The sequence below is a fragment of the Amycolatopsis sp. NPDC041971 genome (assembly GCF_055588925.1).
In genome coordinates this window covers 898790-913882 of record NZ_JBVJCE010000001.1, presented here as the reverse complement: position 1 = coordinate 913882, position 15093 = coordinate 898790, and the positions used below count along the sequence as shown (strand labels likewise).

The following is a 15093-nucleotide window of genomic DNA, read 5'->3' as shown; positions in this document are numbered from 1 at the left end:
CGGACGACGGTAGGGAGGATCGAGGACAGTCACGGTCCTCAAGCTCCCGGCAGTTGAGCACGCAGGCGATCGAGCCAGCGATCGATGGTGTCCTCGTACCGGCCGGGGTCGTTCCGGCGCTGCGCCTCGTCGACGGACGCCGCCACCGCCGCCCGGATCGGCGCGGCGTGTTCGGGCAGCGCGAAGACCTCCTGGTAGTAGCCGTCGCGCATCTGCACGTCCGCCACCAGCTGGTAGTCCCGGGCCGCGTCGGGGACGACGAGACCGTAGGCCCAGCCGGGGGTCTGCCCCGGGCCGCGGGTGGTGACCACGATGACCGTGGGGCGCGCGGCCTTGACGACGTCGGTCGGCGGGGCACCGTGGGCGATGGCCTCGTCGTTCAGTCCGATGTAGTCGATCGACTTCCAGCCGCTGTAGTACGGGATCGCCCCCGCGTCGGAGACCGCGAGACTGCGCGCGGCCTCGGGCACCTGGGCGTTCGCGAGGCCCTTCCCGATAGCGACGTGGGCGCGTTGCAGGTCGGGACCGTAGTTGGCGATCACCGGCAGATCCGCCGATTCCGCGCCGGTGACGGTGACCCAGCCGACCGCGACCGCGCCGGTCAGCGCGGCGATCCACCGGCGGCCGAGCTGTGCCATGGCCAGCCCCGCGCCGAGACACAGCACCGGGAACGCGTGGAAGGCGAACCGGTGCAGGTAGTCCATGGTCGGTCCGGACACCGCGTAGGTCATCCCCGTCAGGAGGACGACCGAGCACAGCACCAGGCCCGCTCCCCGGCTCACCTTCCGGAACAGCAGGAAAGCGGTCAGCACGAGCAACGGTGCGACCAGCCAGGCGGTGGTCTCCAGCCACACCGAACCGGAGTCGAGGTTGCCGAACTTGACGTAGAAGGTGTTCGGGAACGGGTGCCCGAAGTAGCTCCACCGCCAGCCGAAGTACGCGCCGCCGACGACGGCCACACCGGCCACCAGCGCCCACGTCCGGCCGCTCTTGCGACCGAGCCAGCACCAGACGAGGAAGGCCGGGACGGTCGCGAGCACGCCTTCTGGCCGGATCATGCCGGCGAGGAGCAGCAGCACCGGTGGCTCCCACACCCGCACCGGGTGGCCTTGGACCAGGTTCACCCCGACGATCGCGGCACGCAGCACGACGGCGGCGAACGCGATGGTCTCCAGACCCGCGGTGACGTGGAAGTAGGTCGGTACGAAGAGCACCAGCGCGCCGCCCGCCACGAGCGCGCCGACCAGGCCGGCGCCCCGGTGGCCGGCCCGGACCAGCAGCACGAGGATGCCGATGCCCAGGACGAGCGACGTCACCTTCGCGACGGTCTCCAGCGGCACTCCGATGAGCGCGAAGGGAACGTGCCAGAGCATCCAGAGGAAGTTCGTGAAGCCTTCGATCGGGTCTTCGCCGACGTTCCACACCGGACCGTGGCCGTCGGCCATGTTCGCCGAATACCGGAAGGTGATGAACGCGTCGTCGATGGTGAGGAACCACGCCGCCCAGCAGCCGGCGAGGAAGAGCGCTCCGAATCCGAGCAGGACGACGAGGGGGCCTCGGCGCGGTTTCGGTTCCGGGACGGCGTCGGCCTCGGTTCGCTCCGCCGTGGTCGTCATCGCGCCACCCTCGTCTTCTCCAGTCGGTCCAGCACCCGGTCCACTCCCCGGCCGTCCACAAGAGCCATCGAAGTCTTGGAGAGACCGTTACGCGCCTTGTGATCCGACAGCAGTCCCCTGAGCGTCTCGGTGGCCTCGCTGTCGAGCGCGTCCGCACCGCCCAGCCCGGCCGCCAGCCCGAGGCCGAGTGCCGCTCGGTAGCCCGCGTCCTGGTTCGGGACAAGGCGGACGACGGCGATGGGCACACCGAGACAGCACAGTTCGAGGAGTGTCACCCCGGCCGCGCTGATCGCGAGGTCCGTTTCCACCAGCAGGTCGAGCAACCCCGGCCCGGGCGGCGCGACCCGGAACTCCTGACCGGGCAGCGGTTCGGGCACGACCGGTTCACCGCGTACGAGCACGTCGGCTTCGAAAGGCAACCGAGTGTCACGAAGGGCGCGTAAGAGCGCGCTGACCGTTTCGGTCCATTCCGCGCCGCCGCCGAGCACCACGGTGATCCGCGGCCGTTCGCCGCCGGTTCGTCGCTCGGAACGCTTTTCCCTCGCCTTCACGACGGCTTCGCGCAGCGGCGCGTAGGCCACGCCCCTGAGCAACTCCCCCGATCCGTCGTCCGGCCTCGGCCCTGGCTCGAAGGCGCAGTCGACGACGAGGTCCGCCGCACGCCTGCCGAACACGTCGTCCTCGATGGACACCAGGAGCGCGCCCGCGGCGTTGACCTCTTCGCGCAACTCGCCGAGACCGTAGTGATCGACGACCACCGCGTCGAAACCCTCGAAGGGCACGGACGGGACCACCGGAACCGACAGCTCGCCGAACCGGGCGGCGAGCCATTCGGCGTTGTCCACGCGGCCCGAGAACACGACCTCCCAGCCGCGCGCGACGGCACGTTCGGCATAGGCGACCATGCGCGAGACGTGGCCGGCGCCGATCGACGGCGAGGCTTCGGCCCGGAGCAGGAGCCGGGTCATCGGGCGACCTTCTTCTGCTCCACGTGCGCGTTGAGCTTCGCCAAGTCGGGCCGTGCGCGCAGTACGGCGACCACCTCGCGCCAGTCGCCGACCCGGTCGCCCAGTTCGGCCACGATCCCTTCGAGGACAGCCCAGTCCTCGGGGGTGTCCAAGGTCACGCGCAGGTCGTCGGCGGGCGGGCTGACGACGATCCCGGCGCACGAATACCGCTCCGGCTTCGTGTAGATGCCCGAAGTCACATGCTCGCGATCGGCGCCGCGGGCGGTTTCGACCTGTTCGGCGAGCACCCCGGCGCGCACGAGTTCGGCGTCGAAGCCACGCGGCAGGGTGCGCACCAGCACGGTGCTCAGGTAGTCCAGCGACGGCTGAGCGCGCCACTGCGCCACGAGCTGCCCGATGAGCCCGGGGTCCAGCAGCGGGCAATCCGCGGTGAGCCGGACCACGGCGTCGGCCGGGTGCGACTCGAGAGCTGCCGCGAAGCGCGCGAGGACGTCGTCGAGGGGTCCTCTGGCGACCAGGGCGCCGTGCCGGCCGGCTTCTTCGGCCACCGCGTCGTCGTCGGCCTCCGTCGAGGTCGCGACCACGACGTCGTCGATCCCCGGTGAAGCCGCCGCCGCGCGGATGACCCAGCCGAGCACACTCCGGCCCGCCAGCGGGCGGAGGACTTTGCCAGGTAGCCGGGTGGACGACGCGCGTGCCTGGATGACGGCGTTGACCACGTGGGCCCCGGCGGCTGGATCCATGGGTGACATGATGTCGTGCGGCAGTAGCACCGAAACGCGGAGGTCGACGATGTCCGAGCTGGATGGCTCCAGCATCCTGCTCACCGGCGGGACCGGTTCGTTCGGCAAGGCGTTCATCACCTACGCCCTGGCCGAGCTGAACCCGCGACGGCTGGTCGTGCTCTCCCGCGACGAGCTCAAGCAGTACGAAGCCCGGCAGCAGTTCGACAACGACCCGAGGCTGCGCTGGTTCATCGGCGACATCCGGGACCGCCGCCGCCTCGAGCGCGCCATGCACGGCGTCGACTACGTGGTGCACGCCGCGGCGCTCAAGCAGGTCGACACGGGTGAGTACAACCCGTTCGAATTCGTGCAGACCAACGTCGTCGGCTCGCAGAACGTCATCGAGGCCGCGATCGACACGGGCGTCAAGAAGGTCGTCGCGCTGTCGACGGACAAGGCGTCCAGCCCGATCAACCTCTACGGCGCCACGAAACTGTGCGCCGACCGGATGTTCATCAGCGCGAACCACTACGCCGCGACGCATCCGACCAGGTTCTCCGTGGTCCGCTACGGCAACGTGATGGGCTCCCGCGGCAGCGTGATCCCGTTCTTCCGCGCGCTCGCGGCCAAGGGCGAATCGCTGCCGATCACGCACAAGGAGATGACCCGCTTCTGGATCACGCTCCCGCAGGCCGTGCAGTTCGTGATCGATTCCTTCGACCAGATGAACGGCGGCGAGCTGTACGTGCCGCGTATCCCGAGCATGCGGCTGGTCGACCTCGCGCAGGCGATCGCGCCCGGTTCACCGATGCACGAGGTCGGCATCCGGCCCGGCGAGAAGCTGCACGAAGAGATGATCGCCCCCGACGACGCCCGCCGGACCGTGCGGCTGAGCGACCGGTACGTCGTGCAGCCGCATATCGCGGGCTGGGGCTACGAGCCGCCTTCGGGCGGTGAGGCCGTGCCGGAGAACTTCGCCTACCGCTCCGACACCAACGACCTGTGGCTCGACGCGGACGAGCTGCGCGACCTGGTCGAGCAGTATGGGTGACTTCCTTCCCTACGGCCGTCAGTCCGTTTCGGACGAGGACATCGCCGCCGTCACCGAGGTGCTGCGCGGCGACTGGCTGACCACCGGTCCCGCCGTCACGCGTTTCGAATCCGACCTCGCCGAACACACCGGCGGGATGCCCGCGGTGGCCGTCACTTCGGGTACGGCCGCGCTGCACGTCGCGTACGCGGCGGCCGGGATCGGCCCCGGTGACGAGGTCGTCACCTCGCCGATGACGTTCGTCGCCACCGCCGCGACAGCGGTGCTGCTGGGTGGCAAGGTCGTTTTCGCCGACGTCGAGGCGGACACCGGCAACCTCGACCCGGCCGCGGCTTCGGCCGCCGTCACCCCGCGGACCAAGGTCGTCGCGGCCGTGGACTACGCCGGACACCCGGCGGAACTGGACGAACTCGGCCGCATCGCCCGCGACAACGGCGCGCTGCTGCTGGAGGACGCCGCGCATTCCGTCGGCGGAAGCTGGCAGGGCAGGCCGGTCGGTTCACTCGCCGACCTCACCACGTTCTCCTTCTTCCCCACCAAGAACCTCACCACGGCCGAAGGCGGCGCGGTCGTCGCCGCTTCGGACGAGCTGCTCGCGCGGGCCCGCGGTTTCCGTAACCACGGGCTGGTGCGCGACAAGGCGGCGCAGCGTCATCCGGACGAGGGTGCGTGGCATCAGGAGGTGCACGAGTTCGGCTTGAACTATCGGCTGCCGGATGTGTTGTGCGCCTTGGGAAGCAGCCAGTTGCGCAGGCTCGCCGAGTTCAAGGGGCGCCGCGCGGAGATCCACGCGCGGTACACCGCCGCACTGTCCTCTTTGGACGGCGTCCTGACTCCCGCGGTGCGCGAAGGCGCGGACCCGGCGTGGCACCTGTACCCGCTGCGAGTCCTCGAAGGACGCCGCCGCGCGATGTTCGATCACTTGCGCGGCAAGGGCATCGGCGTGCAGGTCAACTACCTCCCCGCGTACTGGCATCCGGTGTTCGAGGACCTCGGGTACCGGCGCGGGATGTGCCCGAACGCGGAGCTGTACTACAGCCAGGAGCTTTCGCTGCCGCTGTTCCCGGCGCTGACCGACGCCGATGTGGACCGCGTGATCGACGAGGTCCACGGCTTCTTCGGCCGGAGCTGAAGGGGACCATAGCCGCATGTGACGCGATGAAGGGCCCCTCCCTAGATCAGGCCCCAGGTGAGCGCGGTGCCCTTCGGGACGTCCGAGGCGAAAGTGCGGCCGAGCACGTTCACGATCTCGGCGGGCGCCAGCCCACCGGCGGGCCGGATCGAGCGCACGTTCTCCCGCGTCACCGTGTCCCCGGCGCGAACGTCCTCGACGACGTAAAGGGAACGCCGCAACCGCAGGCCTTCCTTCTCGCTCTCGCGCGGCCCGATCACCGCCGCGCCCAGCGCTTCCCAGGCGCGGTGCGATTCGGTGACCAGCGCGGCCAGTTCGGCGGGCTCCAGGGAGAACTCCGCGTCGACACCGCCGTCACTCCTGGCCAGCGTCACGTGCTTTTCGATGGCGACGGCGCCGAGCGCGACGGCCGCCAACGGGGCGCCGATGCCGGGCGTGTGGTCGGACAGGCCGACGAGCGTCCCGGTCACGCCTGCCAGGACCGGCAGGCCACGCAGGTTGCTCTCGCTGGGCGACGCCGGGTAACTGGCGGTGCAGCCGAGCACGATCAGCTGGTCGTTGCCCGCCTCACGCGCTGTCCGGACCGCCGCGTCGATCTCGGCGACACTGGCCATCCCGGTCGAGATGATCAGCGGCTTGCCGGTCTTCGCGCACAGTTCGATCAGCGGCAGGTCGACGATCTCCGACGACGCGATCTTGTACGCGGGCGCGTCCAGCGACTCCAGCAGCTCGACAGCGGTGGGGTCGAACGGGCTGGAGAAGATTTCGAGACCATGGGCGCGGGCGCGCTCGAACAGCGGCTCGTGCCATTCCCATGGCGTGTGGGCGCGCTCGTAGAGCTTGTAGAGGTTCTCGCCGCCCCACAGCGAATGCGAGTCGCTGACGCGGAAAGCGGGGGCGTCGACGTCGATGGTGATCGTGTCCGGCCGGTAGGTCTGGAGTTTGACCGCCTGCGCGCCGGTTTCGGCGATCGCGTCGACGATTTCGAGCGCCCGCTCCAGCTCGCCGTTGTGGTTACCGGACATTTCGGCGATGACGAACGGTGGATGCCCGGCCCCGATGCGGTGCGCCCCGATCCGGACTTCCTGTGCTGACATGGACGAAACGCCTCCCTGACAACGGTCTGGTCAGGACACAGTCTTACGCAGCGTCCGGAAACCGTCGACGGCAGGCGCGGTCTCGGCGTACCCCGCCCGGTCGAAGAGCGCGGCCGACGCCGCGTTGTCCCGGTGCACCGCGGCCACGATGACCCGCACGGGATGACTCGCGGTCACGGCCCGTTCGCCTTCCGCCAGCACCGCACCCGACAGGCCACGCCCCCGGCTTTCCGGCGCGAGGGTGATGCTGACCTCCCAGACACCCTCATCCTCGCGGTCGAACCGGACGGTGCCGACCGGGATGCCGTCGAATTCGACGACGTACAGCTCCCTGTCCGGTGCCGCCAGCACCCCGCGCAGCCAGGCGGAATGCTCCTCGAGCGTGATCACGCCGGGCGAACGGGACGCCTGACGGGTGCGAGGGTCGTTCCGCCAGGCGAGCAACAGCCCCGCGTCGGCTTCCGTCGCCGTTCGGGCCGGCACGGGGTTACTGAGCCTGCTCGATGGTGTCGCGCTGACGGTCTTCGATACGGCGCAGCCGGTCCTCGTACCGGGCGATCCCGGCGAGCCGGACGCGGATCTGCGCGTGCTGGCGCTGGATCTCCTGGATCAGGCTGCGCGCCTCGGCCAGCTCGGCCTTGTCGGCGTGCGCCGGCAACGACAGTGACTCGCGCAGATCCTCCAGCTGGGCCTCCTGTGCCGCGACGCTGGGGATGAGGCGGTCGAGCTCGGCGCGGGTCCAGCGCAGGTCGCCAAGCGCGTGTTCGAGGCCGCTCTCGGCGCCGTCGAGCCGCCGCCGGTGGTCCGCGGTGGCGTGTTCGAGGTCGTTGACGCGCCCGTTGAGGTCGCGGAGCCGCTCGTCGATCCGGAAGTCGATGAGCCGGGCGATCCGGCCGATCACGCCGCTGCGGAGTTTCTGCACTGCCATGGGGTGGTTCCTTCTGGGAGTGGGCTGGCTGGGAGTTCAGCGCAGGAGTTCGGTTTCGCCGGTCTTCGTCCAGGAGTCCAGCAGCCTGCCTTCGGCGGCGATCTGGTGTTCGGGACCGACGATGCAGGAGTCGCCCGCGGCGTGCTCCCAGTGTGTCTGATCGGGATTGTCGATGAACGAGAACCCGGACAGGATCAGGTTGGCGTGCGGGAACGACGTCCGCGCGATCCAGGCGGCCAGCGTCCCGGTGGTCGACCACAGGCCCTGTTCGCGGCTCGGCAGGCCGAGCGCGTCGGAAAGCGGCAGGACGACCTCACGGTTCGGCACCGGCACGTAACCGAGGTCCGCGGGCCACCAGCCAGGGATGGCTTCGGGCTCCCAGTGCATCCGGCCCGGCTCGACCAGCAGATAGAGCCGCTTGCGGTAGTCACGGAAGACGTGCTTGGTGGCGCGGACGGCGCGGTTGAACACGACGACGTGCACCCGGCTGCCGACGGTCTCGGGGCCACCCTGCTCGTCCACGACGAAGCCGTTGACGCGGATCACGAGGTCACAGGCGTCGATCGCCTTCGCCCGTCGGGGGTCGGGCGGCAGCGGCTGATTCCCGACCACGGCCACCGAACGAGGCTCCGGCCGGTCGGCGTAGGCGGCGAGCAGATTGACCATCAGGCTCGCCTCGCCGGGTGCAGCAGTCATGAGGGCAGAAAGTACCAGCACACGCCCCGCGTTCAAGTCGGAAGCCCGGTAGCTTTCCGTGGTCGGGCGGGGCGGCCCAGACAGCACCGGCTCCATCGGTACCCTCGTTCCCGTGCATGCCACCAGCACGGTTCACGCCGCCGACGGTGCTGCGCCGACCTCGGTTCCGCCGATTTCGGACAGCAAGACCTTTTCGCGCGCGTTCGCCGACATCAAGACCGGTTTCGCCGCCAAAGAGCTGTGGGGACACCTCGGCTGGCAGGACATCAAGCAGCGCTATCGCCGCTCGGTGATCGGCCCGTTCTGGATCACCATCAGCCAAGGTGTCATCGCGCTGGGCCTCGGACTGCTGTACTCACAGTTGTTCAACCTGCCGACGGCGACGTTCCTGCCCTACATCAGCACCGGGTTCATCATCTGGGGCTTCATCAGCGGCTGCCTGTCCGAGGGCATGGAGACCTTCATCTCCAACGAGGGACTGATCAAACAGCTCCCGGCGCCACTTTCGGTTTACGTGCTGCGGACGGTCTGGCGCCAGACGCTGATGCTGGCGCACAACCTGATCGTCTACGTGATCGTGGTCGCGATCTTCTTCACCAGCCTGGACCAGCAGTACGCGATGAGCGGCGCCTGCGTCGAGGGCGCGCTGTGCCACCCCGGGCTCGGCTGGTACTCGCTGAGCGCGATCCCCGGCATCCTGGTGCTCGCGCTGAACGCCGGCTGGGTCACCCTGCTGCTGGGCATCATCTCGACCCGCTACCGCGACATCCCGCAGGTGATCAACTCGCTGATCCAGCTGCTCTTCTACATGACGCCGATCGTCTGGCCGATCGACCAGCTGATGGCGGGTGGCGTCCGTGACGGCGTTTCGTGGGCTTTGCCGTACGTCTACGGCAACCCGCTCTTCCACTTCATCCAGATCGTGCGCGCGCCGCTGATCGGGCAGGCCGTCAGCCTCAACAGCTGGTACGTGGTGCTCGGCATCACCGTCGTCGGCTGGGGTCTCGCGCTGGTCGCGATGCGCAATTACCGTTCCCGCGTCTCTTATTGGGTGTGACAGATGGTCAGCATTGATGTGCACAACGCCTACGTCGACTTTCCCATTTTCGACGCGAAAACCCGCTCCATGAAGAAAAAGGTGCTGGGCAAGGTCGGCGGCAAGATCGGCACCGAAAGCAAGGTGCCGATCATCGAAGCCCTCCACGACGTGAACCTCCAGCTCCGCGAAGGCGACCGGGTCGGCCTCGTCGGCCACAACGGCGCCGGGAAGTCGACGCTGCTGCGCCTCCTGTCCGGCATCTACGAGCCCACCCGCGGCTCGGCGAGGATCACCGGCAAGATCGCGCCGGTCTTCGACCTCGGCATCGGCATGGACCCGGAGATCTCCGGGATGGAGAACATCCTCATCCGCGGCCTGTTCCTCGGGATGACCGCGAAGCAGATGGAAGCGCGCGTCGACGACATCGCGGAGTTCACCGAACTCGGCGACTACCTCCAGATGCCGCTGCGGACCTACTCGACCGGTATGCGGGTGCGCCTGGCGCTGGGTGTGGTCACCTCGATCGACCCGGAGATCCTGATCCTCGACGAGGGCATCGGGGCGGTCGACGCGGCGTTCCTCAACAAGGCGAGGGACCGGCTCAAGGACCTCGTCAAGCGGTCGGGCATCCTGGTGTTCGCCAGCCACTCGGACGAGTTCCTCTTCGAGCTCTGCGACTCCGCCATCTGGATGGACGAGGGACACGTCAAGCAGCGCGGTTCGCTGCGCGAGGTGCTCACCGGCTACAAGGGGCGCGACCCGTTCGAGAACATGAGCAAGGAGACACTGGAACGGTTCGGCGTCGAGTCCGACCCGGAGCCCGTGTCGCTGACGAACGGTGGCCAAGGATGACCAGCGAGACCCGGCAGTTGCCCGAAGGCGCCGTCGTCGGCGTCGTCGTCACGCGCCATCGGCGGGAACTGCTCGCGGATTCGCTCAAGGTGATCGCCGCGCAGACGCGGCCGATCGACCATCTCGTCGTGGTCGACAACGGACCGGACAAGTCGGCGAGGGACGTCGTCGAGAACTATCCGCTTCCCTTCACGTACCTGCCTTCGCACCGCAATCTCGGCGGCGCGGGCGGGTTCGCGCTCGGCATGCTGCACGCGCTTTCCCTCGGCGCGGACTGGATCTGGCTGGCCGACGACGACGGCCGTCCCGCCGACGAGAACGTCCTCGCGATCCTGCTGGACGAGGCCGAAAAGCGGGATCTGGCCGAGATCTCCCCGATGGTGACCAACATCGACGCGCCGGACAAGCTCGCCTTCCCGTTGCGGCGCGGGCTGACCTGGAAGCGTTCGTCGTCGGAACTGGGCACCGACTTCCTGCCAGGCATCGCCTCGCTGATGAACGGCGCGTTGTTCCGCGCGTCCACTTTGGACGTCGTCGGGGTGCCCGATCTGCGGCTGTTCTTCCGCGGTGACGAGGTCGAACTGCACCGGCGCCTGGTCCGTTCGGGGCTGCCGTTCGGCACCTCGCTCAAGACCGCGTACCTGCACCCGGACGGCTCGGACGAGTTCAAGCCGATGCTGGGCGGCCGGTTCCACGCGCAGGATCCGGAGAACGAGGTCAAGCGCTACTACACCTACCGCAACCGCGGATACCTGCTGTCGCAGCCGGGTATGCGCAAGATCGGCGCGCTCGAAGTGGTGCGGTTCGGGCTGTACTTCATCGGGGTGAAGCGGGACCCGAAGGCGTTCCTGCAGTGGCTCAAACTGGTGCGCCAGGGCCGCCAGGAGAAGTTCTACCGCTACTGAGCCTCACGGAAAAGGGCCCCTCGCTCGCGCGAGGGGCCCTTTTCGTCCGTCTATTCGCCGATGACCGGCGGCGCGGTGCGCATGTCGGTCCCGAAGACCTCGTCCGGGTCGCCCTCGACGAGGTACGTCGGACGCTGGTGCTCGGTGTCCTCGTCCCCGTCCGCCTGCTGACCGCGGCCACCCATGCCGCCGCCCATACCGGGCGCGCCACGACCGGCGGCGCCACCGCCGAGACCGCCCATACCGCGTCCTGCCGCCGCTTCGGCGGCGCCCACACCACCGGGGCGGGCCGCGCCGGACGCGGAACCCGAACCGGGCGTGGAACCCGCGCCGCTACCGGGACCGAACCCGCTTCCGCCGCCACCACGGCCGCTTCGGCTGTTGTACTCCGAGTCGCCCATGCCGCCGCCCATCATGGGCGACATCGGCATGGGGCCCATCGGCATCGCGTTCATGTTGCTGTTGGGGCCGGGCGAGGTGATCGGCGCCGGCCCGCCCTGGAGGCCGGACGGCGTCGTGCCCGCGGGAATGCTGCCGGATCCCGTGCTGCTGCCGGGGCCGGGAATGGTCGAGCCGTAGCCACCACCACCGCCCCCGCCACCACCACCGTTGCCCCCGCCGCCACTGCCGGGCGGGAGGTAGGTGTTGCCGGGGTTGTTGGAACCGGGGTTGTTCGAACCGGGGTTGTCGGAGCCGGGCGGCACCTGATAGGGCAGCGGCCTGTTCGGGGGCTCTTCGATACCGCCGCCACCGCCCACGCCGAACTTCGGCGGCTCGGCGAACACCGGCTGCTTCGACGCGGCCTCGTACAAGGACTTGTCGTAGCTGTTCATGGCGGAGGCCGCCTGAGTGTGGGCCTCCTGGCTGTCCTTCTGCTTCTGGATGGACTTGTCGATGTTCTCGCCGAGATTGAACGGGTTCGACGTCATCCACCCCCCGACCTCGTCCTTCCAGTTGAAGGGGATCGGTTTGGGCATCGTGTTCTTCACGGTGGAAGCCGCGCTGCCCTGGTCGTAGATCGTTTCGGAGGCGAGCTTCGCGTTCTGGGAGTTCGTCTCCGACCACTTGCTGAGGCTCTTGAAATAGCCCTGCGCGTTGCCCGCCGCGTCACCTTCCCAAGTGCCCTTCGACGCGGTGACGGCCTGGTCCATCGTCCGCGAGAAGGTGTCGAAGGCCTGGTGGATCTCGTGGTACGCGTTCGAGACTTCGGAGACCTGTTCGACGTTCAGGTTGCTGTTGACGAACTGTTCGAGCTTTTGGTGGTCGTAGCCGAGGTAGTCGCCGTTCGGCGGCTCGAGCCCCTCGACGAACTTGACGTCCTTGTTCTTGGTCAGCTCGTCGACGGTCTTGTTCCCGACCTCTTCGGACTGCTGCTGAGCCTTGCCCTGGGCGATCAACCGCTGGAAGATCGCGAACGGACCGTCGCCGGCCTCACCGCTCGCCTTGTCCCGGTAGTACTGGTCCCGGGCTTGGGGCGAGAGACCCGCGACGTAGTCCTGCTCGGTCATAGACCTGTTCGAGGTCATTCTGTTCCCCCTAGCCCTTTGGAAGCTTCGGTTCGACGATGTCGGCGATCTTCTCCGCCATCCCGCACGACTTCTCCGGATCCGTGCTGACGACCACGAGGTCGACCCGCGCCGAGGCACTGATTTCGAGCGCCATCAGACAGCTGGCGGGAGGTTTCGGGACGAGCACCGCTTTGCGTCCGTTGACGTTGCCGGTGGTCTTGCCGTTCCCGCCGTCGACGACACTGTCGACACCCTGCTTGTCACGAACGCCGACGCTGAGGGTGACGCTGTCGGCCGCCGTCTGGGAGTCCTTGGTGAACTCGCAGCCGCGGGCACCGCCCACGTTCTCGGGGACGGGTGGTTCGAAAGTGCCGAACGACGCGAGATCGGCCGCGCCGAGGAGCGAACACGGATCAATCGACGCGGGATCGGCACCACCGGTGGCCGTCGTCGGGACGGTGGACTCGCCGCCTTGCGCGGGCGACGACGGCGCCGCGGAGGGGGTGCCCGGCTTTTCGGTGGAACAGGCCGCGAGCACGAACGCGACCGCGGTCAGCGGTACGAGGAGCAGCTTCTTCATTCCGCCTCAGCTCTTGAGCCGATCGAGCGCCTCGACCGTGTCTTGTTCCTTCTTCTTGTACTGCCCTGAAGCCCGCAACAGCGCTTCTTCGGTGTCCAGGACCACCTGCCGGAACTGACCGATCACCGCACTCGCCGAATTGGCCGACTGGGCGGCACCCTTGTGGTCGTGGGCGGCGACGGCCCTGCCGTACGGGTGGTCGCCGAGTTGCGGCGCTTGGGAAAGGTGGACCGTCTTGCTTTCCAGGCTGTTGAGCTCCTTCGCCATGTCGCGCACCGCCTGGAGGAGCGGCTTGACGCCTTCCTCGGTGATCTTGAAGCCGCCGCTCTTGGCGGCCGAGACCAGCTTCTGGGTCTCCGCGCTGACCTGGGCGATGGCGGCCTGGTTCAGGCCGCCCATCGCGACGTAGTTGGCCGCCGCGCCCATGGCGGAGCCGATCGAGAAGTCCGGTGCCGCCTGTCCGCCGTCCGCTTCGAAAGCCATCGCCCGCCCCACTGCATCGTCTGCTCGCCCGTATCGCCCGGCAGTCTACTAGCCGAGCACTCAGCGCAACGGCGATTCACCGATCGCCGAAGATCTCCGGAACTGTGACGAAACGGGCGCCGACCCGGTTCCCCACGGCTCAGAACTGGCCTTCGAGCTGGGCATACAGCTGCTGGGCGATCCTCGCGTTGTCGGCGGGGGCGTAGGTCAGCCAGCTTTGCCCGTCGGCCGCCTGGCGCGAGGTCATCATGAACCGGCCGGCTTCGGTGTCGAACCACGCCAGCGGCGGGAACACCTGGCCGCCGCGGATGAACACGCTGAACTGGCCCACTCGCTTCATCGGCTTCTCGAAGATCCGCTCCACCTGCCGCTGCTGCGGATTCGACCCGTGGGAACGGGGACCGCTGACCTGGGCGAAGGGGTCGTACGCGTCGTCGTTCCGAGGACGTTTCGGCGCACTGGCCGGCTTCGCGATGGTGACCGACTGGCCCGGGCCCGCCGGAGTGAGCGGCAGCAGGTCGACGATCGACGCGACGATGGCGGTCGGCCTGGTCTCCTCGAAGACGAGCAGGTTCTCGTCCTGGCGCACGACGACCGCGAACTGCCCGTTCGTCGCCGCCCTCGCGAACAGTTGCTTGTCCTTGTCCATCCGCGCGACCGTCCAGACGGCCAGCTGCGGGTTGACGAAAGTGGCGAGCGCGAGTTCGACGTCGGCGTCGAGCCTGCCGCCGCGCATCAGGCCGCGGCCTTCTAGATCACGGAAGACGGCCTCGCGCACCATCGCGCGCTGATCGGTCGTCGTGCCCATATGCGGGACTTCGAAGGGGGCGGGCGCCGTCCCCAACCGGCCGTATTCGAGCAGGATGTCCACCGCCGCCAGCGACAGCGAGAACGAATGCGGCATCGCGATTTCCCCCCGCGGGTGTCTTGTCCGTCGGGATGAACGTAGTCCACGCGCCCGATACGCCCGCAGCGAACCCGCTTGCCCGGCCGTGATCAAGGCTGGTGCGATGGATTCATGGCAGACCAGAAACCCGCGCTCGTTCTCCATCTCGCCACCGGCGGGGAGCCGCTGCTCTTCGCGCTCACGACGGAAGAAACCGAACGGCTGACCAAGGATCTCTCGCATTTCGTCCGCACCGGTTCGGTGCAGACGATCCAGACGAGGGACGACTCCGAGGTGGCGATCAACTTCTCCCACGTCGCCGCCGCCTACATCGACGACCTGAACCGCAAGACCCGCGTGTTCGGTCTCCACTAGTTCCGGGAGAAAAGCTCCAGCAGACCGGTTTGATCTCCGGTCGGCTGGCGGCGACCAGCAGGAAGTTGGCTTCCCGGACGAGCCACTGGGGGTGTCGTCCGGCGAGTACCGACGTGCTGCCGTTGGCCGGGCTGATGTGGCGACCGGCAGCGGGGGGGGGGGGGGGGGGGGGGGGGGGGGGGGGGGGGGGGGGGGGGGGGGGGGGAGAGAAAAAGAAGGAGGATCGAGGAAAAGAACGAGGCGCGACACCTC

At 68.5% G+C, this 15093-nt stretch carries 17 protein-coding genes; 6 read left to right on the top strand and 11 right to left on the bottom strand.

Going from position 1 to position 15093, the window contains the following annotated elements:
- Positions 1–38: 38 nt before the first annotated feature.
- Genes ACZ6DT_RS04550 through ACZ6DT_RS04540 form a run of 3 tightly spaced genes read right to left on the bottom strand, consistent with a single transcriptional unit; the run spans position 39 to position 3327 of the window.
- The gene (locus tag ACZ6DT_RS04550) at positions 39–1616 is read right to left on the bottom strand and encodes a hypothetical protein (protein ID WP_465588498.1); all 1578 of its coding nucleotides are present in this window, start codon (positions 1614–1616) and stop codon (positions 39–41) included.
- Positions 1613–2584 carry a spore coat protein gene (locus ACZ6DT_RS04545; RefSeq protein ID WP_465588495.1) on the bottom strand — a complete coding sequence of 324 codons (972 nt, stop codon included), beginning with the start codon at positions 2582–2584 and terminating at the stop codon, positions 1613–1615. Before ACZ6DT_RS04545 ends, ACZ6DT_RS04550 begins: the two co-directional genes overlap by 4 nt.
- Positions 2581–3327 (bottom strand): cytidylyltransferase domain-containing protein, encoded by a 747-nt coding sequence (locus tag ACZ6DT_RS04540; protein ID WP_465588849.1) that lies wholly within the window; start codon positions 3325–3327, stop codon positions 2581–2583. Before ACZ6DT_RS04540 ends, ACZ6DT_RS04545 begins: the two co-directional genes overlap by 4 nt.
- Before the next feature lie 49 nt (positions 3328–3376).
- Here ACZ6DT_RS04540 and pseB point away from each other — a divergent pair, with 49 nt between their 5' ends.
- Both pseB and ACZ6DT_RS04530 read left to right on the top strand, forming a co-directional pair.
- On the top strand, positions 3377–4360 hold the full coding sequence (gene pseB, locus ACZ6DT_RS04535; protein ID WP_465588493.1) for a UDP-N-acetylglucosamine 4,6-dehydratase (inverting): 984 nt from the start codon (positions 3377–3379) through the stop codon (positions 4358–4360).
- Positions 4353–5492, top strand: a complete 1140-nt coding sequence (locus ACZ6DT_RS04530) for a DegT/DnrJ/EryC1/StrS family aminotransferase (RefSeq protein ID WP_465588491.1) — start codon at positions 4353–4355, stop codon at positions 5490–5492. The genes pseB and ACZ6DT_RS04530 overlap by 8 nt, the downstream gene beginning before the upstream one ends.
- A gap of 41 nt (positions 5493–5533) precedes the next feature.
- On the opposite strand, the gene pseI is transcribed toward ACZ6DT_RS04530, so the two are convergent.
- From pseI to ACZ6DT_RS04510, 4 genes are read right to left on the bottom strand one after another with little or no spacing between them, the layout of a single operon-like run.
- On the bottom strand, positions 5534–6589 hold the full coding sequence (gene pseI / locus ACZ6DT_RS04525) for a pseudaminic acid synthase (protein WP_465588488.1): 1056 nt from the start codon (positions 6587–6589) through the stop codon (positions 5534–5536).
- A 30-nt stretch (positions 6590–6619) separates the two neighbouring features.
- Entirely contained in the window at positions 6620–7072 is a 453-nt protein-coding gene (locus ACZ6DT_RS04520; RefSeq protein ID WP_465588485.1) for a GNAT family N-acetyltransferase, read from the bottom strand.
- 4 nt (positions 7073–7076) lie between these two features.
- Positions 7077–7517: a hypothetical protein gene (locus ACZ6DT_RS04515; protein ID WP_465588482.1), complete on the bottom strand. Its 441-nt coding sequence runs from the start codon at positions 7515–7517 to the stop codon at positions 7077–7079.
- A 36-nt stretch (positions 7518–7553) separates the two neighbouring features.
- Positions 7554–8183, bottom strand: a complete 630-nt coding sequence (locus ACZ6DT_RS04510; protein ID WP_465588846.1) for a hypothetical protein — start codon at positions 8181–8183, stop codon at positions 7554–7556.
- 142 nt (positions 8184–8325) lie between these two features.
- Here ACZ6DT_RS04510 and wzm point away from each other — a divergent pair, with 142 nt between their 5' ends.
- The 3 genes from wzm to glfT1 are packed head-to-tail and all read left to right on the top strand — an operon-like array spanning position 8326 to position 11009.
- On the top strand, positions 8326–9270 hold the full coding sequence (gene wzm / locus ACZ6DT_RS04505; protein WP_465588479.1) for a galactan export ABC transporter permease subunit Wzm/RfbD: 945 nt from the start codon (positions 8326–8328) through the stop codon (positions 9268–9270).
- A 3-nt stretch (positions 9271–9273) separates the two neighbouring features.
- A complete protein-coding gene (gene wzt, locus ACZ6DT_RS04500) occupies positions 9274–10104 on the top strand; it encodes a galactan export ABC transporter ATP-binding subunit Wzt/RfbE (protein ID WP_465588476.1) in 831 nt (276 codons plus the stop codon).
- Positions 10101–11009, top strand: coding sequence for a galactofuranosyltransferase GlfT1 (gene glfT1, locus ACZ6DT_RS04495; protein WP_465588473.1), 909 nt, complete (start codon positions 10101–10103; stop codon positions 11007–11009). The genes wzt and glfT1 overlap by 4 nt, the downstream gene beginning before the upstream one ends.
- A gap of 50 nt (positions 11010–11059) precedes the next feature.
- Here glfT1 and ACZ6DT_RS04490 read toward each other — a convergent pair whose 3' ends face one another.
- The 4 genes from ACZ6DT_RS04490 to ACZ6DT_RS04475 form a co-directional block, all read right to left on the bottom strand.
- Entirely contained in the window at positions 11060–12517 is a 1458-nt protein-coding gene (locus ACZ6DT_RS04490; protein WP_465588470.1) for a hypothetical protein, read from the bottom strand.
- A gap of 28 nt (positions 12518–12545) precedes the next feature.
- Complete coding sequence (locus ACZ6DT_RS04485) at positions 12546–13097, bottom strand: DUF3558 domain-containing protein (protein ID WP_465588468.1); 552 nt, start codon at positions 13095–13097, stop codon at positions 12546–12548.
- 6 nt (positions 13098–13103) lie between these two features.
- Complete coding sequence (locus tag ACZ6DT_RS04480) at positions 13104–13580, bottom strand: hypothetical protein (RefSeq protein ID WP_465588465.1); 477 nt, start codon at positions 13578–13580, stop codon at positions 13104–13106.
- Between the two features lie 139 nt (positions 13581–13719).
- A complete protein-coding gene (locus ACZ6DT_RS04475; protein ID WP_465588462.1) occupies positions 13720–14484 on the bottom strand; it encodes an ESX secretion-associated protein EspG in 765 nt (254 codons plus the stop codon).
- A gap of 114 nt (positions 14485–14598) precedes the next feature.
- On the opposite strand from ACZ6DT_RS04475, the gene ACZ6DT_RS04470 reads away from it, so the two are divergent.
- A complete protein-coding gene (locus ACZ6DT_RS04470; RefSeq protein ID WP_016330689.1) occupies positions 14599–14841 on the top strand; it encodes a hypothetical protein in 243 nt (80 codons plus the stop codon).
- Positions 14842–15093: the final 252 nt, after the last annotated feature.

Excerpts from the sequence above, each read along its gene's own strand:
- ACZ6DT_RS04550 (WP_465588498.1), bottom strand. The coding sequence starts at position 1,616 with ATGACGACCACGGCGGAGCGAACCGAGGCCGACGCCGTCCCGGAACCG.
- pseI (WP_465588488.1), bottom strand. The coding sequence starts at position 6,589 with ATGTCAGCACAGGAAGTCCGGATCGGGGCGCACCGCATCGGGGCCGGG.
- ACZ6DT_RS04475 (WP_465588462.1), bottom strand. The coding sequence starts at position 14,484 with ATGCCGCATTCGTTCTCGCTGTCGCTGGCGGCGGTGGACATCCTGCTC.
- pseB (WP_465588493.1), top strand. The coding sequence starts at position 3,377 with ATGTCCGAGCTGGATGGCTCCAGCATCCTGCTCACCGGCGGGACCGGT.
- ACZ6DT_RS04545 (WP_465588495.1), bottom strand. The coding sequence starts at position 2,584 with ATGACCCGGCTCCTGCTCCGGGCCGAAGCCTCGCCGTCGATCGGCGCC.
- ACZ6DT_RS04490 (WP_465588470.1), bottom strand. The coding sequence starts at position 12,517 with ATGACCGAGCAGGACTACGTCGCGGGTCTCTCGCCCCAAGCCCGGGAC.
- ACZ6DT_RS04530 (WP_465588491.1), top strand. The coding sequence starts at position 4,353 with ATGGGTGACTTCCTTCCCTACGGCCGTCAGTCCGTTTCGGACGAGGAC.
- wzt (WP_465588476.1), top strand. The coding sequence starts at position 9,274 with ATGGTCAGCATTGATGTGCACAACGCCTACGTCGACTTTCCCATTTTC.
- ACZ6DT_RS04480 (WP_465588465.1), bottom strand. The coding sequence starts at position 13,580 with ATGGCTTTCGAAGCGGACGGCGGACAGGCGGCACCGGACTTCTCGATC.
- glfT1 (WP_465588473.1), top strand. The coding sequence starts at position 10,101 with ATGACCAGCGAGACCCGGCAGTTGCCCGAAGGCGCCGTCGTCGGCGTC.
- ACZ6DT_RS04485 (WP_465588468.1), bottom strand. The coding sequence starts at position 13,097 with ATGAAGAAGCTGCTCCTCGTACCGCTGACCGCGGTCGCGTTCGTGCTC.
- ACZ6DT_RS04515 (WP_465588482.1), bottom strand. The coding sequence starts at position 7,517 with ATGGCAGTGCAGAAACTCCGCAGCGGCGTGATCGGCCGGATCGCCCGG.
- ACZ6DT_RS04540 (WP_465588849.1), bottom strand. The coding sequence starts at position 3,327 with ATGGATCCAGCCGCCGGGGCCCACGTGGTCAACGCCGTCATCCAGGCA.
- ACZ6DT_RS04470 (WP_016330689.1), top strand. The coding sequence starts at position 14,599 with ATGGCAGACCAGAAACCCGCGCTCGTTCTCCATCTCGCCACCGGCGGG.
- ACZ6DT_RS04510 (WP_465588846.1), bottom strand. The coding sequence starts at position 8,183 with ATGGTCAATCTGCTCGCCGCCTACGCCGACCGGCCGGAGCCTCGTTCG.